Here is a 20,605-nt window from a genome sequence, read left to right on the forward strand (position 1 = left end):
TTTAGGGTTTAGAATCTTGCTTGGATGGAAAAGCTAAAGGTTCTTGGAATGGGTACTGCGCCAAAATCAATACCGCGCAACAATGTACTTTGACCACCAGCATTTACTTCGGGATCATAGCCTTTGTAATTATCCCAGCTTACCAGGTTTCTACCGCTGAGCAACAAGGTAAGGTTGCTGAAAACGTTCGACACCTTGCCGAGTTGGTAGCTGAGCGAAACTTCGCGAAGCTTTACAAACGATCCATCATCGATGCGCCATTCTTCAACAGCATAGGCGCTGTTCACATAACCTCTTGGCACCTGGCCTCTTTGTTCCTGCTCCGCAATTTTTCCGCTACCTACGCCCTGGCGGGTACGCCAGTCTGCATTAAAAACATCAACCCCCTGCACGGCGTCAAGTTGAACCCGTAAACCGAGTTTTTTATAGTTAAGCTCGTTTACAAGGCTGCCGGTGAAATCGGGGTTGGGGTTGCCAATGATTTTCCGGAGAACACTTCCGGTTGGCAAACCGGTTACCGGATCCCTGCCTGGCAAAACAGCTAAAGGACCGACCTGCTGGCCCCTTTCGGTTTGCAGTAATCCCGACGGTGTTTTAACTTCTCCACCCGCAGCATCCCTTGCGAAATAAGTTCCGTAGAACACGCCGATGGGTTGGCCTTCGAGAATGGCAATGGGTGCGCCGGCATTGGTACTAAACAAGGTTAGTGCCTGGCCGATGTTTACCGCGGTATTTCTGTTCCGGTTATAGATGGCGTTGATGTTCCATGTGAGGTTGTCGTTTTGCACCGGTGTTAAGCCTAGTACAATTTCAAAGCCTTTGTTGGTTAAAGATCCAAAATTATTAAGGAAGTTGCTGTAGCCGGTCGTAGGTGCGTACACCCGGTTGATCAGCAGGTCAGTAACTTTCTTGTTGTATACGTTCATTGTGAACGTAAGCCTGTTCTTGAAAAACGACATGTCGGTACCAAACTCAATCTCGTTCTGGCGCTCTGGCTTGATGTTCGGATTTGCAAGAATAGAACTTCCGCTTAGTGCGCTTTTTCCGAGATAAGCAGCAGGTGAATAAGTGTTAAAGCGGGCGTAAGGACCGATACCGGTAAGGTTACCGCTTTCCCCATACGCTACCCGAAACTTCAGCAGGTCCCACCAACTGCTAACATCTATGTTGTTCCAGAAATCGGCTCCTGAAATCACATAACTCGCGCTTGCTTTCAGATAGGTTTGGCTGCGTTGGTTCTCGCCAAACACACTTGATCCGTCTACCCGTGCTGCACCCGTTAGAAAAAGCTGGTTGCGGTATTTGAAATTTTGTTGTGCAAATACACCGGAGATGCTCAACTCACTTCTTTCATCAGCGCCGGGTAAAATTGTAGCTGCCGCGTTAACCGTTTCCACAAGCGGCGCAAGCCCCCGTCCCTGGAAAAGGGTATAATTATTTTTTTCGTACTGCTGCGAGAAGCCCACCTGGCTGGTCGAAGACAATCCCCTAAACAGGTCGGCATTGTAGGTTGCATTCACATCGTGGTTGATGGCAAAAAAGTTATTGTTGCCTATACTTGCATAACCGTTCCTCGATGCGTCGAGCGAGATGCCGCCACCAAAAAATCCATCCCCAACGTTGTAGCTATACGGGGGTAATAGGGTAGTTCCAACTTGCGAATAATTGTCGATGCCCATGGTATAATCAACCGTAAAGTTTTTAAAAGGCTTAAGCTTTAGCCCGGCATTGGTGATTATCCTGCTCGTATTTTGCCTTTGCTTAAAATCTTCAATTACCGATACGGGGTTTGCACGACCACGTTCGCCAACAGCCAAAAGGTTACCATTAGCGTCTCTTGCAAAAATGTCGTGAATGTTGCCAATGATGGTAACCGAGTTCATTGGCGAAAAAAATGAGTTGCCGTCGGGCTTTTCATTTGCGGTGCTGTTTACGTAATTAAGTCCAAGGTTAAAAGTTGCCCAGCTACTTAGGGTTTGGTCAACATTTACCCTGAAGCTATAGCGCTGAAAATCTGCGTTTCGAATGATGCCCTGGTTTTTGAAAAACGATGCGGAAGCGAAATACCTGGTTTTTTCGGTGCCCCCGGAAACGGAAAGGTTGTTATCCGTACCCAGTGCCGTTCTGAATATATAATCCTGGTAGTCGTAACGGTTTGTAGGCGTTAACAATGTTGCCAGTGTGTCGGCAAATACACCGGGGCTTACCTCTTTTCTTCCGGTGGCAATAACATCCTGCGTAAGTGTAGGGGGACCGAATTTAGTTGGTGATTGGTTTACATCCAGCTTCTTCCGAAGGCTGCTTACCATTAGCCCCGTTGAAAAGCTCAGGATAGGAGCCCCACTAACACCCCGTTTTGTGAAGATCTGAACCACACCTGCGTTTGCCCGACTGCCATATACCGCAGCAGCAGCAGCACCATTGAGCACTTCCACCCGCTCGATGTCGGCAGGGTTGATATCAACCAGCCGGTTTTGCCCTACCGTGCCGATAAAGTTGTTACCGTCGTAGGTATTCTGCGTGTTGGTAACCCGGTTGGTGGCATTATTAACGATTACACCATCCACAATATAAAGTGGCTCCGACGAAGATGAAATGGAGCTGATGCCGCGAAGGCGTACCGACATGCCACCTGCAGGATCGCCCGAGTTTTGAATGATCTGCGCACCGGCTGTTTTGCCCTGCAGTGCAGCCAGTACATTGCCTGTTGCACCTTTTGTAAGGTCCTCTGCCTTTACCGTGCTGATGTAACTACCGAGCTGGCGGCGGGTGGTTCCGGCTGATGTTCCGGTTACAACCACTTCGTCGAGGCCTGTGATATCTTCAGGCAAAACCATATCTACGGTATAGCGTTGAGCACCGGTAATGGTAACTGTTTTTTCCTGCAATTTGTAACCAACCGATGAAAACTGGATGGTGTATGTTCCGTTTTTTAAGCTGGCAGTTAGCTGGTAGCTACCATCGGCTGTAGATGTGGTTCCAGTTGTGGTGTTTTTAACCAGCACTGTTGCCCCTGTTATGGGGTTGCTTTTGTCGTCCGTAATCTTTCCGGCAATAATGGCCTGGGCGACAACCGTGTTAATGGAAGCAAGGAGGAGGAAAGCTAATAATGGCAGCTTCCACCGGGTTGTTTTGGGTTTGCTCATAATTGAAGCGTTTAGGTTTAGGGTGATCGACATATTGAAAGAGCCTCCTAATGTAGTGTTTTTTACAAGGAGGTCCGTGGCATTTTGATGAATGCATGAACCAGCGGTTTGCAAGGTTTGGTAATGCCGGAATATGCCCTCTTGCTAAAAGGTAGAAGGGCTTTGTATTGCGGTCGAACAGGCGCCGGCTGTCTATTCACAGGATGAATGAGGTATAGACCATACACCTGATGGTTTGGCTGCATGCACTTTTGAGGTAATAAATAAATCTTGACCAGCCGGGTATTGCCGCCCGGAAAAACGGGGGAGAAAGTAGGCGCCTGTTTTGGCAAGACTTATCATTCGAATTTTTAGTTGAGAGCTGGCGGTAGTAGCTCGCCAACGAGTGCGATTGAACCCTGTTGCCTGCCTTGCTGCCCAGGCTTTAAGTGCAGGTTGTTGGAGAACTTATGTAAGATAGCGTTGGGTTAACACGGGTTGGTTTTGTATTGTACTCCATAAGATCCCGATCACTATTTATGGTGCGTTGCGTACACCGGTACAAGAGTGCGACGCAAGCAAAGCCAAATAGCGCTATACTGCCGGGTCCAAAAAAAACCTTAGTAAGCACAAGCTGCCGCCCGCCTGCAATGCCGCTGCAGCAGGTGTACCTTTAATTGCTGGTATTAAATACCGGATCCCATTAGCTCAACGCAAAACCTGCCACTGTTCAATCGAAAAAATTTGGCCCGACGAGCAACGGAAGCAAATATTCCAATGTCAAACTTCCCGAACGCTAATTATGGCCGATCATTATCAACTTGTAAAGGACTGTTTAAAAGGAAAGCCCAAAGCGCAACGTGAACTTTACGAAACGTTTGCTCCCTTGATGCTGGGGGTATGCTATAGGTATACCAAGAGCACCCAGGACGCTGAAGATATTTTGCAGGATGGCTTTGTGAAGGTTTTCCGGTTCTTGCACCAATATAAAAGAGAGGCGGAACTCGGTGCGTGGATCAGGAAAATTATGGTAAACACCGCACTTAACTACCTGAAGCAAAGCAAAAGATACCAGAACGATTTACTCTATGATAAAACAGACCTGCATGTGGTTGCGCACAATGATACCGAAACGCAGCTGAACGTAAAAGAACTGGCGGAACTCATTCGCCAGTTGCCAACAGGCTATCAAACCATTTTTAACTTATATGCAGTAGAAGGATATACCCATGTGGAGATTGGTGCAATGCTGGGGATCAGTGAGAATACTTCGCGCTCGCAATATATGCGTGCAAGAAACTTACTGATCAGCTGGATCAACAATACTGCAGGTAATAAAAACAGGGTTTATGCAAACTAATGACTTTGAAAAACGGGTACAGGCCGGGATGGAGCACTTCGAGGTTGTTCCGGGCGAGGCTGTATGGCAGCACGTTGCTGCAAGAATAGGAAAGGAAAAAAGAAAGCGTCGGTTTTTTATCTGGTTTCTTTCCGGACTACTCCTGGTAACTGCAGGTGCGGGATTATGGCAATACCTGAGCAGCGGGAAAGGGACAAACCAGGCCCAGCAAACACCAGTACTTGCCAACAACAATCAAGAACCTGATTCCTCCACCTTAAACCCACAAGAAGCCCAGCCCTCAAGCAGTGTATCGGCCCCGCGCAACACGCAACAGCAAGCTCTCAAGGATGAAGCTCCTGCTAATGCAATTCACCCCGGTAAATCGTATGCAGATGATCATAGAATGTTGGCCACAACCCGCAATAGGGCTAATGGAGGCCCGGGAACTACATCAAACAAAGCTTTGTCAGCACCGATTGGGCAGGAGGGCACGATGGCATTCAACCAGGCCCGTAACAGAAGCGATCAACGTGTAACAGGGGATCAGCCCCGAAATACTGTTGAACCTAAGCCAGCCGACAAAGTGAATACCACTGAACCGGCCGTTAGCACAGACACAACCCTGGTAAACAATTCAGCTGATATTAGTTCAAACACACCCGTTAAGCCATTACCAACAAATGATAGCCTTACCATAACACATGCTACAAAGCCGGGCGCTGCCAGCAAAAACTCAAAAACGGCCGGCTGGAAAAAGAGAATCGACGTTTACGCCGGCGCCAGTGATAATGTAAACAACATCAGGCTTATCAGCGGGCAATCATTCCGGCAAGACATGTTATCGCCCGGCGCAAGTTCCGGTAATGCAGCTCCGGCCGTAGTGCAACCACTTCAATACCGCGCAAAAATCTCCGGTGGCATCGGGGTTTCTTTTGAAAAGGCGCTCTCAAAGCGATGGAGCATTGGTGCCGGACTTAACTATCATTATTACGCCGTAAGCACAACAGTTGGCGATCGTAAAGACTCGATTGCAAATGTCAGCGACTTTTCTTTTAACAATTCTACCACCGTGTATTCGTATTACCGCCCGGGACGATCCACCACGGTAGGCAACCAATATCATTTATTATCCATGCCGGTAGATCTTTTATACCGGGTGAACCGCAATGCTGAAAGGCCGCTGCAACTGGCTATGGGAATTAGCCCGGCTTACCTGATTGGCTCAAAAGCCATTTACTACAACCGTACGCAACGGACTTATTATCGTGAAGACGAGCAATTCAGAAAGTTTCAGCTCATGTTCCAGGCCGGTCTTGATTACCCTGTAATTACGGGCAAGTCGATACAGCTAAATATGGGACCTGTAATGCGTTATGGCTTGTTGAACCTGACGCGTGCGGCGGCAAATACAAAGGAGCATCTATTTTTTGTTGGCATAAGAACAGGCTTATCATTTTAAATACAAAACTCAATTTACAACGTATGAAAAAGATTTTTTACCAGCTAAAATGCTGCTTTGCAGTTGTGCTGTTCGCTAGTATACTGCCGGGCTGCCTCAAGGATACCTGTACCCAAAAATACACGCTCTATTATCCTGTTTATAAAACCTCAGGCGAAGTTCGGTCGAATATCAAAAGCAATGGTGCACGCGACATTAAAATACCGGGTAAGTTGTTTGTATTTGGCAATTACATCTTTTTAAACGAAGTAGATAAGGGCATTCACATCATTGACAACAGTAATCCTGCAGCACCTGTAAATAAATACTTCATCGACATTCCGGGTAATATGGACCTTGCTGTAAAGGGTAATACGTTGTATGCCGATCTTTATACCGACATGGTTACGCTCGATATCAGCAACCCGCAACAGGTAGTAGTTAAAAAGATCATTGACGACGCTTTTCCATTTCGCCGCTATTCGAACGGATTTATTTCCGACACTGCTAAGATCATTGTAGACTGGGTGGCAAAAGACACCATGGTAACCGTTGATTGCGGAGCGCGCACATGGCGTAGCGGGCGTTTTGATATGCTTGCCATGAATAGCTCATTCTCCTCGGCAAGTGCAGCTCCTGCCACCCAAGGTGTAGGTGGTTCTATGGCGCGCTTTACAATCTTAAACAACTACCTGTATACCGTTACCGACAATGTTTTAAACTCGTTTAATATCTCGCAGCCGCAGGAGCCCGTATTCTCCAGCAAGGTTAACCTCACCTGGGGCATCGAAACCATTTTTCCTTTTAAGAACAACCTGTTCATTGGGTCAACTACCGGTATGTTTATCTATGGCACGAGCAATCCCGCACAGCCGAATTCGCTGGGTGCGTTTACACACGCCAGAACCTGTGATCCGGTAATTGCCGAAGACAATTATGCATTTGTAACACTTCGTTCAGGCAACACCTGCGGCGGCTTTACCAATCAACTTGATGTTGTTAACATTCAAAACCTGATGAGTCCGAAACTCGTGAAAAGCTATAGCCTTCATAATCCATTTGGCTTATCGAAAGATGGCAACGTGCTGATCATATGTGATGGTAGTGCTGGCCTAAAGGTTTTTGATGCTACGGATATCAACTCACTTAAACTTGCGCAAACCATATCAGGCATCGACACCTATGATGTAATTACGCAAAACGGGCGGGCAATCGTTGTAGCAAAAGACGGTTTATACCAATACAGCTACACCATGCCAACCAACCTCAAGCTTCTCAGTAAAATCACCTATCAATAAACTAATCATGTTTAATCGCATAACAGGCACGTGTGCATTATGTCTATTGATATTGCCTGCCATATCGCAGTTGCAAAAGCAACCGGCTAAATTAACGTTTGCATCAATAAACCAGGTTGGTTTGCTGGTGGGCGGCCGTGAGTCGTCTACTATACAAACCATCAATGGCGTAAGGCTAAACAAGTGGCAAGCAGGAATAGGAACAGGAATAGACTTTTATGGACAAAGATCGGTGCCGCTTTTTTTAGATATTCGTCACCATTTTAAACAAAACGGAAGTAAGCCTTTCGTATATGCTGATGCAGGTGTTAACTTCCAATGGTTAAACCATATCCAGGACGAAATGCAAGGTTTCCCCGAGTCGAAAGCGGGACTGTTTTATGAAGGTGGAGTTGGCTATTACCTGCCGGTGAAACGACAATGGGATGTTTTGTTCAGCATAGGTTACAGCTACAAAAGAATAAAGGATGATATCATAAGCAACCGCTTTGTGCCAATTCGTTTTATACCTGTAGAAACACGCGAAGAACGTACAAGTGTTTACCGACGATGGGCGGTTAAGTTTGGATTTAGAATATAAAAAAGAGCCGGCGTTTTTTGCGCCGGCTTTTGTTTTTTAAGGGAGAGAAGAGAGGGGATATATATGGAGTGATTTTGCTTTTATTTATGTTGAATGCTAAGCTTTACATGGTATCGGTAAATCATTTGAGAAGCTATTCGTTTGGACCCGGCTACTATAACACTTATGAAGCATCGTTGCCCGCCCGGAGGAACATTGTTCGGACGGGCGTCGCACTCTTGTACCGCAACTTCGCTATGGAGCCGATGGTATGTTAATGGATCAAAAGAACGACATACAAGAGGGGACTGAAATATTGTACGCTCCCGTTGAAACCCTGTAAGGTCTACCTTACTTTTTAATCCATTAGTTCACGTTACAACTTTACAAATTCAACCCGCCTGTTTTGTGCTTTTCCTTCTTTTGTTTTGTTATCCGCAACCGGTTGCGAAGCACCTTTGCCATCGGTTTGTAACCGCGCTTCTTCTATTCCAAATTCTTTAACCAGTAAGTCTTTTACTGCAGCTGCACGCTGTTTAGATAGCTCGAGGTTTGCGTTTGCATCGCCATCGTTGCTGGTGTGACCAATCACTTTTATTTTAACACCTGCATTTTCTTTTAGCACACCTGAGATCTCTTTTACTACACCATACGACTCTGGCTTAATTACCGCACTTTGAAAATCAAATAATATTCCTGTTGTGCTAAACTTGCCTTCTTCGATTAGCTTATGGCGTGTGTCGGGTACACCTGTTGCGAGTTTGATGTTTTTGAGAAACAAACCAACCTCTTCGTCTTTGTAATTTGATCCTTCCATTTTAAATACAAGCTGGTTCATGGTGTCGCCGATGTTTACAGCTCGTGGAATGTCGAACACCTTTGTATCGTTTACCCAAAGTCTGAAGCGTGTTTTTTGTACCTGTACCGCAAAGTGAACAACCTTGTTAAATGCATCCGTGTAGTTATCAAGTGGTAAACGTGCGCTGGAAAACTGGTGCTGCCTCAACTTATAACTTTGTAAAGCTGCACCTGCATTGCTGCCAGGGTGTATGTCTACCTCTACGGAGTTATATCGGGTGTGCTCTTGAAGAAATTTATTGTCGGCTGGTTCATCTGTTGCGGAACTAAATATACCAAACGTAAAACTCGGAAGCAGGTAGCCGCTAAGCTTTGGTTTGAAATAATAAATCATATCAAATTCTGCGGTGTAATTTTCACCAAGGCTTTTTGTATTACCGGTGAGATAGGTATTGCCCTGGAAGATGCGTAGCCATTTACCCTCTTTATTTTCTATCGTCATTACTTCACCTTTACCACTCGAGTTCCAGTTAACAGGTAGCTCGCCTACAACATCCTGGGCAAAGTCTTCGGTGTACAATACCTTTTCACCTGGTACAAAGTCGAATTTGGAATATGCCTTTATGCCTGCTGGCTCTGCTTTGGTTTTTTCTTCTGTCTCAACTGCTTTTGTGGACGACTCTTCTTTTGCAGTTGGCTTGGGCTGATTTTTTCCTTCTGCCTGGTCAAGGGCTTTGTCGATGGCTTCGTCGGCCTTACTGTTGAGTCTTTGATTGGCTTTGTATTTGGCACGCTCAAGCATTCCTTTCAATTGAGCTTGCATGGTAAATGGCATTGTGCAGATAAAGGCTGCAACCAGAATTTTCTTCATGTTATTCGTTTGGTTTCTTTGATAGTGATTGTTAGGGTTAAAGGTTTGGAGCTTCGAATACAGCCTGCATTTAAACCCGTTAAAGCATTTGATTACTAAATTGTGCATCAGCAATAACTATCACAAAAATAGATTTGGGGCTGTCCAGTGGCAATCACATTTATATGTGAAATTGATCGCGACTGGTTGAACACAATTGTAATAGCTGCAATAACTTAGTTCTTACCTCACAGTGAATCCGGCAGTTATTCGTCGTTTGTTGGGAGCGGGAGCATCGCTGTGATTAGGGGTGTGGGATAGCAAAAAAAAAAACTGCCTTGTTTAAGACAGCTTATTAGCTTGATTCTATCGGATATAGTTGTTGCTTAGTGTGTGTTATGTATATCAGAGGTAAAAATGATTGCTGATTACCCAGGTTTTAGCGTCGAAGTATTCCTTTACTTCTGTTGTTTGTACCTGTTTGTGAAATTGCTTTGGCTTTTGCCGGCATACCACAGTTGAGTTGGTGTGAATTGTCAGTACCAAACACGGTAGAAGTGCGATTGATTTATAAAGCTGTTTCATAATGCAGTTGTCAATACCAAAAATACCTGTATTCCGTTGCTGAGACAATCACATAAACATGTGAACAAGAAATACAACTCTAAAAGGCAAGGGGTAAAGACTAAAAGTTTGAAACTAGCGAGATGCAGTATGCGCAGTCGGGTACTGCTATTGATGTACAAGATCGCAAACTGTATAAAGATGAGGAACAAAATATCACCAAATGTCGCTCTTGCACGCCACAACTTGGGTTGGTTAAACAAGAGTCAAAGTATAAGTGAATGTCAATTTACGATCCCGAAAGATGCTCGTTAGCATTGCTGCAGTATAGCTGAGGGCTCGCGCAACTGTCCAGCATTAAAGCCTCAATTACTCAATAAATTTAAGGTTCCGTCTTATGCCGGCATATTTACTTCGCTTTAGTGGTGAGTTTTTGAAAACGGCCTTAAAAGACTCTTCGGTCAGGTCTTCCCAATCCTGCTTATTAAAGTTTAGGATAGCCGGAATTGGGGCAAACTCCAGGTTGCTGTTTGGACTACTGAACCGGTTCCATGGGCATACGTCCTGGCATACGTCGCAGCCAAACATCCAGTCGTTGAACTTTCCCTTCATTTCTTCAGGAATAATAGCGTCTTTAAGTTCTATGGTAAAATAGCTGATGCATTTGCTGCCATTAACCACTTTGTTTTCCTGTATCGCACCGGTGGGGCAAGCATCAATACAGCGCGTACAACTTCCGCAGAAATCTTTTGCAAAGGGATCATCATACTCAAGTTCCAGGTCGACAATTAAAGTTGCAATAAAGAAAAACGAACCCGATTGTTTATTTAGCAGGTTGCCGTTTTTGCCAATCCAGCCAAGCCCACTTCTAACAGCCCAGCTTCGTTCCAATACCGGCGCACTGTCAACAAAACCCCTTCCATTGATTTCGCCAACTTCCGACTGCAGCCTAACCATAAAGTCCCGGAGCTTCTCCCGGATTACTTCGTGGTAGTCTTTACCATATGCATATTTTGCAATCTTTGGAGCAGCAGGCGATTGTTGCTGTTCAGGAAAATAATTGATTAATAAGGTAATTACGCTTTTGGCGCCCGGTACAATCCTGGTTGGGTCAACCCGCAGGTCGAAATAATTCTCCATGTACTGCATTTTGCCATGCATTCCATTCATCAGCCATTTTTCCAGCCGGCGCGCATCATCGTCCAGAAATGCTGCCTTAGCTATTCCACAATAGCTAAAGCCCAGTTCTTTTGAAAGTTTTTTGACGATTATGGTATAATGTTGCACCAACCTTTACTGGTTTACCTTATAAAGTATATTTCTCTTATAATATCATTACGCACTTTTCGTTTTGGTACTGCAAACCCTAAACCTAAAAAACCGATGAAGAATTTCATGGTAGGAGTCATGTCTTGCCTTTTTCTAACCACCGCAATCCATGCAGACGCGCAAAGGCCAAATATAAAATTTGGTGATGTCAAACCGGGCGATTTCGCTGCAAAACTTTCACAAATCGACAGCAACGCAAATGCAATTGTCCTCTCCGACATTGCTTCTTCAAAATATGAAGGAGATAATAAAGGAGGGTTCTCCATTATTTTTAAGCGGCACACCCGTATACGGATTATGAACCGGAATGGCTTCGACGTAGCCAGCATCAGTTTGCCCATCTACGCTTCAGGCAATCTGGAAGAGGAAATTATAAACCTTAATGCGTCCACCTTTAATCTTGAAAATGGGGCGGTATCGGAAACCAAACTTGAAAAGAATGCCATCTATAAGGACAAATACAACAAGAACTATACGATCCGTAAGTTCACCATGCCCAATTTAAAGGAGAATTGTATCATCGATATCAAATACACGCTTAAGTCTCCTTATGAACGCGACCTCAGGTCATGGCAGTTCCAGGGGGAGTATCCTGTGCACTGGAGCGAATACGACATAACCGTTCCCACGGTATACGAGTTTGTAACTTTTCGGCAGGGCTATCATCCATTTGCGGTAAATACTGCTAAAACAAGTGAAGAAACCTATAACATTCTTCTACCGGGAACAAGTGCGTCGGATAGGAGTGAAACCATAAATTTCCGTTCTACAATCGTTAACAGTGTTTGGGCAATGGAAAATATTCCGGCACTAAAAAAAGAAAATTATACCTCTACCCTCAAGGATCACGTGAGCAGGGTCGACTTCCAGTTGTCTAAAATCAGGTATCCTGAGACCCCGGTAAAACAGGTTATGAGCAGTTGGACAACCGTAGCAGAGGAGATGATGAAAGATCCTTTATTTGGTGAGGGACTCACGAAAAATCTCGGCTGGCTCGACGATGAACTAAAAAATGCGGTGGCCGGCGCCACAACCGATCTCGAAAAGGCGCATAAGATCTACGACTTTGTTCGGGATAATACCACCTGTACTGATCATGATGCGAAGTACCTTAGTAACCCCTTACGTAAGGTATGGCAATCGAAAACAGGTAATGTTGCCGATGTTAACCTGCTGCTCACCGCTATGTTGACCCGCCAGGGCTTTGAGGCTCACCCGGTGTTGTTGAGTACACGTGAAAACGGAAAAGCATACGAGGCTTACCCGATTATGGATAGGCTGAACTATGTGGTTTGCCAGGTTAAGGTGAATGATGCGCCTTACCTGTTAGACGCTTCTCACAACAAACTGGGTTTCGGTAAACTGCCCAGCGATTGCTACAACGGTTATGCGCGTATTATAGACGTACTACCTGCCCTTATCGACCTTAAAGCCGACTCCCTTGATGAAGCAAAGGTTACCAGTGTTATTGTGGTGAATGATGAACAATCGGGCATGACAGGCTCGTATTCATCTATACTTGGTGACAATGAGTCGTATAATCTTCGCGAAACTATGGTGAAGACTACCAAAGAAGACTACTTCAAAAAGGTTAAAAGCTCCTTCGGTATGGACGTCGAGCTTACTGGGTCTGAAATTGAAGCACTCAAAACCTATGACGAACCCATTAAAGTGAAGTACGATTTCAAGATGGATTTCAGCGAGGACCTGATATACCTGAACCCGGTGTTTTCGGAAGGGTATAAAGACAATCCTTTCAAAGCTGCAGAACGGTCTTACCCGGTCGAGATGCCATTTAAAATAAATGAGACTTTTGTTTTGCGCATGGACATACCAAAAGGTTATAAGGTGGAAGAATTGCCTAAGTCAACAAGGGTAAAATTAAACGATAATGAGGGTATGTTCGAGTACCTGGTGAGTGGTATTGATGGGGTATTACAATTGCGGTCCGTTGTCAAGTTGAACCGTGCGACTTTTTTACCCGAAGATTATCAGTCACTCCGCGATTTTTTTGCTTACGTAGTCAAGAAGCACGGTGAGCAAATAGTTCTCAAGAAGATTAAATCATAAACATGAGAAAACTGCTTTTTTTATTGTGCTGTATACCCGCTTGTGTTGAGGCGCAAACTTATGCGGTGGCGAACATTCCCGACTCGCTGCAGGCAAATGCGCGGGCGATCAAACGAAGTGAGTCCATAAGGATGACGGTGAAGTCCGCTTCTAAAGCTATAATCCGCCACAAGTATGCTATTACGGTAATGAATGAGGATGGCCTTCGCTATTCGGGTTATTCCGGCTATTACGATAAGATGATCAGGATCAATGAAATTGATGGCAAGCTCTTCGATGCATCCGGTAAGGAAATTAAATCCGTGAAGAAAAAGGATATTACCGACCGCTCGCAGGATGACGACATGAGCCTGATTACCGATGGACGGATTAAGCAACACCGGTTTTACTCTACCAGTTTTCCTTACACGGTAGAGTATGAAGATGAAATTGAGATGAACGGTATTTTCAACCTTGAAGATTGGATGCCGATACCAGCACAGAAATACGCCTTACAGCAAAGCAGCTTTACGGTGGAAGTGCCGGCAGACTACGGTCTAAGGTTCAAGCAATTTAATTATGCGGGCGCCCCGGTCGTAACAAATTCAGGCAAAACCATAACTTACCAATGGGAGCTAAAGAATGTTCCCGGTTTTGTAAGTGAGCCGTTTCAACCCGATGTCTCCCAGGTGCTTCCACATGTAATGACGGCACCGACCAAATTTGAATTTGGTGGCTACCAGGGAGATATGAGTACCTGGCAGGGACTGGGAAAATACATTTCGAGCCTTTATGTTGGACGCGATGCATTGCCGGAGAACGTTAAAGCCGACATCCACCGTCTGACCGATGGAATTAGCGACAGGAAGCAAAAGATCCGGCTGATTTACGAGTACATGCAGCAAAATACACGGTATATTTCTATTCAGCTGGGAATTGGTGGACTGCAGCCGTTTCCGGCAACCGATGTGGCAACAAAAAAGTACGGCGACTGTAAAGCCTTGTCCAATTATATGGTTAGCCTGTTGAAAGAAGTGGGTATCTGGGCTAACAATGTTATTATTACAGCAGGTGAAGGGGAAAGGGGCCTCCTCGAAGACTTTCCTGCAAACTACTTTAACCACGCTGTAATGTGTGTTCCGGATGCAAAAGATACGATGTGGCTGGAATGCACAAGTCAAACGGTAAGTGCCGGCTATATGGGCGGGTTTACCGGGAACCGAAAAGCCCTTTTTATTGCCGACGACGGCGGCCATGTGGTGTCGACACCGGCTTACAAAGCAAAGGATAACCTGCAGATCAGGAGTATCATGGGAGCAATAAACCCGGACGGACACCTGGCTGTTGATGTAGCGACCCACTTTACGGGACAGCAACAGGAAAGGGTTCACGGGCTTGTACATGGAGCAACAGAAAAGGAGCGTGAGGAGTTTCTCAATGAGGCCATAAGTCTGCCAACCTACAAATTGGAAAAATTCAATTATGTTGAAACAAAAGGAATAATCCCAGCAATGGACGAATACCTGAAAATTTCAGCTCCGAACTATGCAGCCGTTTCGGGCAAACGGATCTTTGTTATGCCCAACCTCTTCAATCGGAATGGAACAAAGCTTCCCACCGATAAGCCTCGCCGGTTTGATATCTTGCTGGATTATCCTTACCAGGACGTGGATTCCATTAACCTTGCTATTCCGAATGGCTACGAGAGTGAAGCAGTACCCAAGGACGTCTCGCTAAAAACAAAATTTGGATCTTATAGCATTAGTTTTAAGCTCAACGGTAATTCGATAGCTGTGGTACGGGTGTCGGAAAGAAATGCAGGGCTTTTTCCTGCAACAGACTATGCAGCGCTGGTGAGTTATTACGAGGAGATCTACAAAGCTGATCGCTCCCGGTTTGTGCTTGTAAAAAGAGATGTGACGCCTTAGGAATTATTCGTACTGTGCGCACCTATGCGAGCTTCAACCGATTGAACTTATGCTATAACAAACAACCACCCTGACCGGGTGGTTGTTTGATTCAGGTCTCCACCATTGGTACCTTTTCACTTTTTCTTGCAGGTATATTCAGCGGCAAAGGTTTCTTTACGCCACGTCTTATCCTGCCTCATACAAAGCATTGAGGAGCCGGTAAAAATTGCATGAAATCCGCTGTGGTACTGACTTTGCAGCAGATCAGCGATTGATCATGTGCCAGAATTTCCTGATTATGCAGTTGGTTAGGCTTTTGTTCAATGAGGTTACCTCCTTTAGCACGATGGTTCAAACAATATTGGGCAAATTGGAGGGGAGAGGAGGATGGCAGGTTCGTCACGGTAACAGAGGTTTAATCAATATTTCCTCCCCGATAAGCATCATTGCCAACATTTTCAAACCTAAAAATCATTAAGTATGAACATGAATAATTATACGATAAAATCACAGGAAATCATCCAGCAGGCGCAGCAGGAAGCTTTCAATAACGGCAACCCCAATATTGAAACGAATCACTTGCTGAAGGCTTTACTAAAGGATGATGACAGTCCTGTAGATTTCCTTCTAAAAAAGAACAATGTAAACGTTGGGTTTATTACAGGCAAGGTTGATGAAGCGATAAAAAAACTACCCAGAACGTCGAATGGAGAACCGGCACAATCCGTGAGCCGCGACCTTAATAATGCCTTGCTGAAAGCAAACGCTTCCATCAAGACCTTCAAAGACGAGTTTGTCAGCGTTGAACACCTGCTGCTTGGATTGTTACAGGTCAACGACGACGTTTCACGTTTATTGAAAGACGCTGGTCTCGACGAGAAAGGATTGACCGCCGCCATCAAAGACCTTCGTAAGGGTTCAACCGTAAATTCTCAAACGAGTTCCCAACAATATAATGCGCTCCAGAAATATGCCCGCAACCTGAACGATATGGCCAGGGCAGGCAAACTTGACCCGGTTATTGGCCGTGATGAAGAGATCCGCAGGACCTTGCATATCTTATCCCGCCGGAGCAAAAACAATCCTATTCTTGTTGGTGAGCCTGGTGTTGGTAAAACAGCCATTGCAGAAGGATTGGCTCATCGTATTGTCAATGGCGACGTACCTGAAAACCTGAAGAGCAAAATCATTTTCGGCCTCGATATGGGCCAGTTAATCGCCGGGGCTAAATATAAAGGTGAATTCGAGGAGCGACTTAAGAGTGTGGTTAAAGAAGTTGCCGATAGTGATGGTGAAATCATTCTTTTCATCGATGAGATACATACCCTCGTCGGAGCAGGTGGTGGCGAAGGCGCGATGGATGCTGCAAACATTCTTAAGCCGGCACTTGCACGTGGTGAGCTCCGGGCCATTGGCGCAACTACGCTCAATGAGTACCAAAAGTATTTTGAAAAGGATAAAGCACTTGAGCGACGCTTTCAAAAGGTGATGATCGATGAGCCGTCAGTTGAAGATGCAATCTCAATACTTCGTGGATTAAAAGATCGTTACGAAACCCACCACCACGTACGCATAAAGGACGAAGCCATTATCGCAGCGGTTGAGTTGAGCCAGCGGTACATGACCGACCGCTTTTTGCCGGATAAAGCCATTGACCTGATTGACGAAAGTGCGGCTAAACTGCGACTCGAAATGAACAGTATGCCCGAGGAACTGGACAAACTGGAAAGAAGTATTCGCCAGCTCGAAATAGAACGGGAGGCGATTAAACGCGAGAACGACGAAGACAAGTTAAGACAACTATCAATAGAGATCAGCAATCTTTCAACTGAACGCGATACCCTGAAAGCGAAATGGCAGCAGGAAAAAGACCTCGTTGAAAAAATACAGAATGCAAAAGCTGAGATCGAGAATTTAAAGCAACAGGCGGAGCAGGCAGAACGTAATGGTGAGTATGGTAAGGTTGCAGAAATCAGGTATGGCCGCGTTAAAGAACAGGAACAGATCATTGCAGAGTTCTCTGAAAAACTTGAGGAAATCAGTGAAAACAAAAGATTGCTGAAGGAAGAAGTGGACTCAGAAGATATTGCTGATAACGTTGCGAAATCAACAGGTATTCCGGTTGCCAAGATGATGCAGAGCGAGCGTATCAAATTGCTCCACCTTGAAGAAGAACTACATAAGCGCGTAGTGGGCCAGGATGAGGCAATTGAAGCAGTTGCCGACGCGATAAGGCGCAGCCGTGCTGGCTTGCAGGATCCCAAACGTCCAATTGGTTCATTCATCTTCCTTGGAACAACCGGTGTGGGTAAAACTGAACTTGCTAAAGCGCTGGCAGATTACCTGTTCGATGATGAAAGCATGATGACCCGTATCGACATGAGTGAATACCAGGAAAAACATACGGTAAGCAGGTTGGTCGGTGCGCCTCCGGGATATGTGGGATATGATGAAGGTGGGCAGCTTACTGAGGCCGTTCGTCGCAAGCCATACAGCGTAGTACTGCTCGATGAGATCGAAAAAGCACATCCTGATGTTTACAATGTTTTACTACAGGTATTGGATGATGGCCGTTTAACCGATAACAAGGGTAGGGTGGTAAACTTCAAAAACACCATCATCATTATGACCAGCAACCTGGGAAGTTCCGTTATCCAGGAAGCTTTCGAAAATGTTACAGAAAGCAACAAAGAGCAGGTTGTTGAAAGTACAAGGGCTGAATTGTTCAACTTACTAAAGCAAACCATCCGTCCTGAGTTTTTAAACAGGATAGATGAAGTGATCATGTTCCAGCCACTGATGAAAAATGAGATTAAAGGTATTATTAAGATACAGCTGCAGAACTTAAAGTCGCTGGTGGCCCAGAATGGTATCAACCTCGAGTTCAGCGATTATGCCCTGGATTACCTGGCCGAAAACGGTTACGATCCACAGTTTGGTGCAAGACCCCTAAAAAGGCTGATCCAGAAGGAGATCATCAATCAGTTGAGCAAACGTATACTTGCTGGTGACATCGACAAGAATCACCCGGTGTTGGTTGACGTTTTCGATGGGGTGGTGGTATTTAGAAATGATGTTCCTGATAAAGTTATGCAGTAACAAACAATGAATAAAAAAGGGGCACGCCAATCGCGTGTCCCTTTTTTTATGCCTTTTACTTCAGTTCAAAAGTTACATTCACTTCAAACTGGTATTTAATTTTTTTAAAATCGATGGTGGGCGCAGCCTGATCACCAGCAAAACCTTCCGTTTTCATCATTGCGTTTGAGTACACCCGGGGAGCGTGATAACCGATTTCACTTGGATCGTTAATCATGATTGGTTTACCTACGCTTTCACCAAGCGAACCAGCAAGGTATACCGCCTTATCTTTTGCTGCTTTCATTGCTTCCACTTTGAGCTGCTTTTTTAGCTCGGTCATTTTACTGTGCGAGACCTTCGCAATGAAGAAATTCTGGGTTGCCTCGTCATCTAGTTTATCAACCAGTTCATCCATTTTTTTGCTATTGCTGAGTTTTACCAGGTAGCTGATGGTTGCCATCATATCCGGGTTCTTCTTACGATTCTTCTTGTACCACCATGGGTTACCATCGTAACCAGAATAACCCTGCACGCTAATGTTTGTATCCGGTATTCCAAGGCTGATCACCGCTTTGATAAACCTGTTTTTTATCGACTCAATGTCTACCTTGCCGGCGCCTTTTTTATCGTACTCCCGAAGGTCTACCTGTACAAAAATTTCGTCCGGAACAATCTCCATCTCTGCCATCCCTGAAACATTGATTGTTCTTTGCCTGGTTGTGTTCTCGGGAGTTTGAGCAATCGCCCCTAACATGCCGGCCATAAATGCCATACTAATAATTATCTTCTTCATAGTATAAGTTTGTTTTCCTGATTCGTGTAATGTGGGCATTACATAATGGCATAAATATATTACTCTGTAATTAACAATATGTTTACATTCCTTATTTTGCACACCCTATTAAGCAAAAATTGATAGCCAAATTCAAGTGTAATGAGTTCATTTGTAGAGAAGTTAAAGCACATAAGACTGGTAAGATCGGCCGTTTATGCGTTGGTTGGTGTTGTCAGTTACCCGGGTTTGGCGATCATCAACAAATTGAAAATACAAGGAACGGAACACCTCGAAAACCTGCCTAAAAAAAATGTGCTTTTTGTAAGCAATCACCAGACGTATTTTGCTGATGTGATTACTTTTCTACACATATTCGCAGCAGTAAAATGGCGGAAGCGGAACCGCCTTGGTGTTCCTTACTACCTGTTAAACCCATTTACAAACGTCTATTATGTGGCTGCTGAAGAAACAATGAAAGGCAGTTGGATCAGCAAACTGTTTACCCTTGCCGGCGCACTTACGGTTAAACGAACCTGGCGCGCAGAAGGTACTGAAGTCAGGCGTGGACTTGATCCATCTGACACACGGAAGATCGAAAGGGCGCTCGATAAAAGTTGGGTGATTACCTTCCCCCAGGGTACAACCAAGCCTTTTGCGCCTGCTCGAAAGGGTACCGCTTTTCTGATCAAGAAAAATCAGCCCATCGTGATCCCGGTGGTCATAAATGGTTTTTGGAGAGCCTTCAACAAAACCGGCCTGGCCCTCAAGAAAAAGGGCTCACTGCTTACCATCCGCATTAAAGAACCTCTGGTGATTGACTATTCGCAGCCTGCCGAGGTTATACTCGAACAGGTGATGGATGCCATAGAGCAAAGCAAACGTTTTATGATGAAAGGAAAACACCATGTCATCAATAAAATGGACAAATGAGGAGATTTAATAATGTAAAATTCAACATTAAAAATGCAAAAAAGGGACTCCTGCACACGGCAAAGTTTGGTGCACCTATATTGACTTAGTCCAAGCAACGTTTCAACTGATCAACCTTTCGACTGATTAACTTCCCCTCCGCAATCCCGTTCTCAGCGGTGAGAAAAATGTAAAATGAAATACGAGCGGGTCGTCTGCGAACCACTCAACTGATCAACCTATCAACTGATCAACTCTACTAAGCGCCACTCCCCATCTCCCGTTCTCTGCGGCGTGGGGAAAATGTAAAATGCAAAATGTAAAATGAAAAAGTGCGCCTGCACGGGAAAGCATTGTTTTGCAAACCAGAAGGTGAGTCGTCTGTGAACCACTCAACTGATCAACCTTTTAACTGATCAACATTCCCTCAGCGCCACCTCCGCTTCTCCCGTTCTCTGCGGCGTGGGGAAAATGTAAAATGCAAAATGTAAAATGAAAAAGTGCGCCTGCACGGGAAAGCATTGTTTTGCAAACCAGAAGGTGAGTCGTCTGTGAACCACTCAACTGATCAACCTTTC

Annotated in this window: 13 protein-coding genes; 8 read left to right on the forward strand and 5 right to left on the reverse strand. The window is 45.1% G+C overall.

Annotated elements, in window-relative coordinates; all coding sequences use genetic code 11:
• Positions 1–8: 8 nt before the first annotated feature.
• Positions 9–3,146: a SusC/RagA family TonB-linked outer membrane protein gene (locus tag EXU57_RS05695; protein ID WP_133267212.1), complete on the reverse strand. Its 3,138-nt coding sequence runs from the start codon at positions 3,144–3,146 to the stop codon at positions 9–11.
• Between the two features lie 781 nt (positions 3,147–3,927).
• Here EXU57_RS05695 and EXU57_RS05700 point away from each other — a divergent pair.
• From EXU57_RS05700 to EXU57_RS05715, 4 genes are read left to right on the forward strand one after another with little or no spacing between them, the layout of a single operon-like run.
• Entirely contained in the window at positions 3,928–4,485 is a 558-nt protein-coding gene (locus EXU57_RS05700) for an RNA polymerase sigma factor (protein ID WP_133267213.1), read from the forward strand.
• A complete protein-coding gene (locus EXU57_RS05705; protein ID WP_133267214.1) occupies positions 4,475–5,926 on the forward strand; it encodes a porin family protein in 1,452 nt (483 codons plus the stop codon). The genes EXU57_RS05700 and EXU57_RS05705 overlap by 11 nt, the downstream gene beginning before the upstream one ends.
• 23 nt (positions 5,927–5,949) lie before the next feature.
• Entirely contained in the window at positions 5,950–7,203 is a 1,254-nt protein-coding gene (locus EXU57_RS05710; protein ID WP_133267215.1) for an LVIVD repeat-containing protein, read from the forward strand.
• A 7-nt stretch (positions 7,204–7,210) separates the two neighbouring features.
• The gene (locus tag EXU57_RS05715) at positions 7,211–7,783 is read left to right on the forward strand and encodes a hypothetical protein (RefSeq protein WP_133267216.1); all 573 of its coding nucleotides are present in this window, start codon (positions 7,211–7,213) and stop codon (positions 7,781–7,783) included.
• Positions 7,784–8,138: 355 nt separating this feature from the next.
• On the opposite strand, the gene EXU57_RS05720 is transcribed toward EXU57_RS05715, so the two are convergent.
• The 3 genes from EXU57_RS05720 to queG form a co-directional block, all read right to left on the reverse strand.
• Positions 8,139–9,431 carry an OmpA family protein gene (locus EXU57_RS05720; RefSeq protein ID WP_165958041.1) on the reverse strand — a complete coding sequence of 431 codons (1,293 nt, stop codon included), beginning with the start codon at positions 9,429–9,431 and terminating at the stop codon, positions 8,139–8,141.
• A 384-nt stretch (positions 9,432–9,815) separates the two neighbouring features.
• Entirely contained in the window at positions 9,816–9,995 is a 180-nt protein-coding gene (locus EXU57_RS05725; RefSeq protein ID WP_133267218.1) for a hypothetical protein, read from the reverse strand.
• A 348-nt stretch (positions 9,996–10,343) separates the two neighbouring features.
• A complete protein-coding gene (gene queG, locus EXU57_RS05730; RefSeq protein WP_243745522.1) occupies positions 10,344–11,261 on the reverse strand; it encodes a tRNA epoxyqueuosine(34) reductase QueG in 918 nt (305 codons plus the stop codon).
• 96 nt (positions 11,262–11,357) lie between these two features.
• On the opposite strand from queG, the gene EXU57_RS05735 reads away from it, so the two are divergent.
• The 3 genes from EXU57_RS05735 to clpB all read left to right on the forward strand — a co-directional run bounded on the left by EXU57_RS05735 (position 11,358) and on the right by clpB (position 18,361).
• Positions 11,358–13,373 carry a transglutaminase domain-containing protein gene (locus EXU57_RS05735; protein ID WP_165958042.1) on the forward strand — a complete coding sequence of 672 codons (2,016 nt, stop codon included), beginning with the start codon at positions 11,358–11,360 and terminating at the stop codon, positions 13,371–13,373.
• 2 nt (positions 13,374–13,375) lie between these two features.
• On the forward strand, positions 13,376–15,280 hold the full coding sequence (locus EXU57_RS05740; RefSeq protein WP_133267221.1) for a DUF3857 domain-containing protein: 1,905 nt from the start codon (positions 13,376–13,378) through the stop codon (positions 15,278–15,280).
• A gap of 462 nt (positions 15,281–15,742) precedes the next feature.
• Positions 15,743–18,361 (forward strand): ATP-dependent chaperone ClpB, encoded by a 2,619-nt coding sequence (clpB, locus tag EXU57_RS05745; protein ID WP_133267222.1) that lies wholly within the window; start codon positions 15,743–15,745, stop codon positions 18,359–18,361.
• A 55-nt stretch (positions 18,362–18,416) separates the two neighbouring features.
• Here the strand turns inward: clpB and EXU57_RS05750 are convergent, their stop codons facing one another.
• A complete protein-coding gene (locus EXU57_RS05750; RefSeq protein WP_165958043.1) occupies positions 18,417–19,136 on the reverse strand; it encodes an SIMPL domain-containing protein in 720 nt (239 codons plus the stop codon).
• A gap of 141 nt (positions 19,137–19,277) precedes the next feature.
• Between EXU57_RS05750 and EXU57_RS05755 the strand changes: the two genes are divergently transcribed.
• Positions 19,278–20,048, forward strand: a complete 771-nt coding sequence (locus EXU57_RS05755) for a lysophospholipid acyltransferase family protein (RefSeq protein WP_133267224.1) — start codon at positions 19,278–19,280, stop codon at positions 20,046–20,048.
• Positions 20,049–20,605 lie beyond the last annotated feature (557 nt).

The organism is Segetibacter sp. 3557_3, from assembly GCF_004354985.1.
In the GTDB taxonomy this organism is placed as follows: Bacteria; Bacteroidota; Bacteroidia; order Chitinophagales; family Chitinophagaceae; genus Segetibacter.

What these genes read in the sequence shown, in the direction of transcription:
- EXU57_RS05695 (WP_133267212.1), bottom strand. Translation starts at nt 3,146, where the DNA reads ATGAGCAAACCCAAAACAACCCGGTGGAAGCTGCCATTATTAGCTTTC.
- EXU57_RS05700 (WP_133267213.1), top strand. Translation starts at nt 3,928, where the DNA reads ATGGCCGATCATTATCAACTTGTAAAGGACTGTTTAAAAGGAAAGCCC.
- EXU57_RS05705 (WP_133267214.1), top strand. Translation starts at nt 4,475, where the DNA reads ATGCAAACTAATGACTTTGAAAAACGGGTACAGGCCGGGATGGAGCAC.
- EXU57_RS05710 (WP_133267215.1), top strand. Translation starts at nt 5,950, where the DNA reads ATGAAAAAGATTTTTTACCAGCTAAAATGCTGCTTTGCAGTTGTGCTG.
- EXU57_RS05715 (WP_133267216.1), top strand. Translation starts at nt 7,211, where the DNA reads ATGTTTAATCGCATAACAGGCACGTGTGCATTATGTCTATTGATATTG.
- EXU57_RS05720 (WP_165958041.1), bottom strand. Translation starts at nt 9,431, where the DNA reads ATGAAGAAAATTCTGGTTGCAGCCTTTATCTGCACAATGCCATTTACC.
- EXU57_RS05725 (WP_133267218.1), bottom strand. Translation starts at nt 9,995, where the DNA reads ATGAAACAGCTTTATAAATCAATCGCACTTCTACCGTGTTTGGTACTG.
- EXU57_RS05735 (WP_165958042.1), top strand. Translation starts at nt 11,358, where the DNA reads ATGAAGAATTTCATGGTAGGAGTCATGTCTTGCCTTTTTCTAACCACC.
- EXU57_RS05740 (WP_133267221.1), top strand. Translation starts at nt 13,376, where the DNA reads ATGAGAAAACTGCTTTTTTTATTGTGCTGTATACCCGCTTGTGTTGAG.
- clpB (WP_133267222.1), top strand. Translation starts at nt 15,743, where the DNA reads ATGAACATGAATAATTATACGATAAAATCACAGGAAATCATCCAGCAG.
- EXU57_RS05750 (WP_165958043.1), bottom strand. Translation starts at nt 19,136, where the DNA reads ATGAAGAAGATAATTATTAGTATGGCATTTATGGCCGGCATGTTAGGG.
- EXU57_RS05755 (WP_133267224.1), top strand. Translation starts at nt 19,278, where the DNA reads ATGAGTTCATTTGTAGAGAAGTTAAAGCACATAAGACTGGTAAGATCG.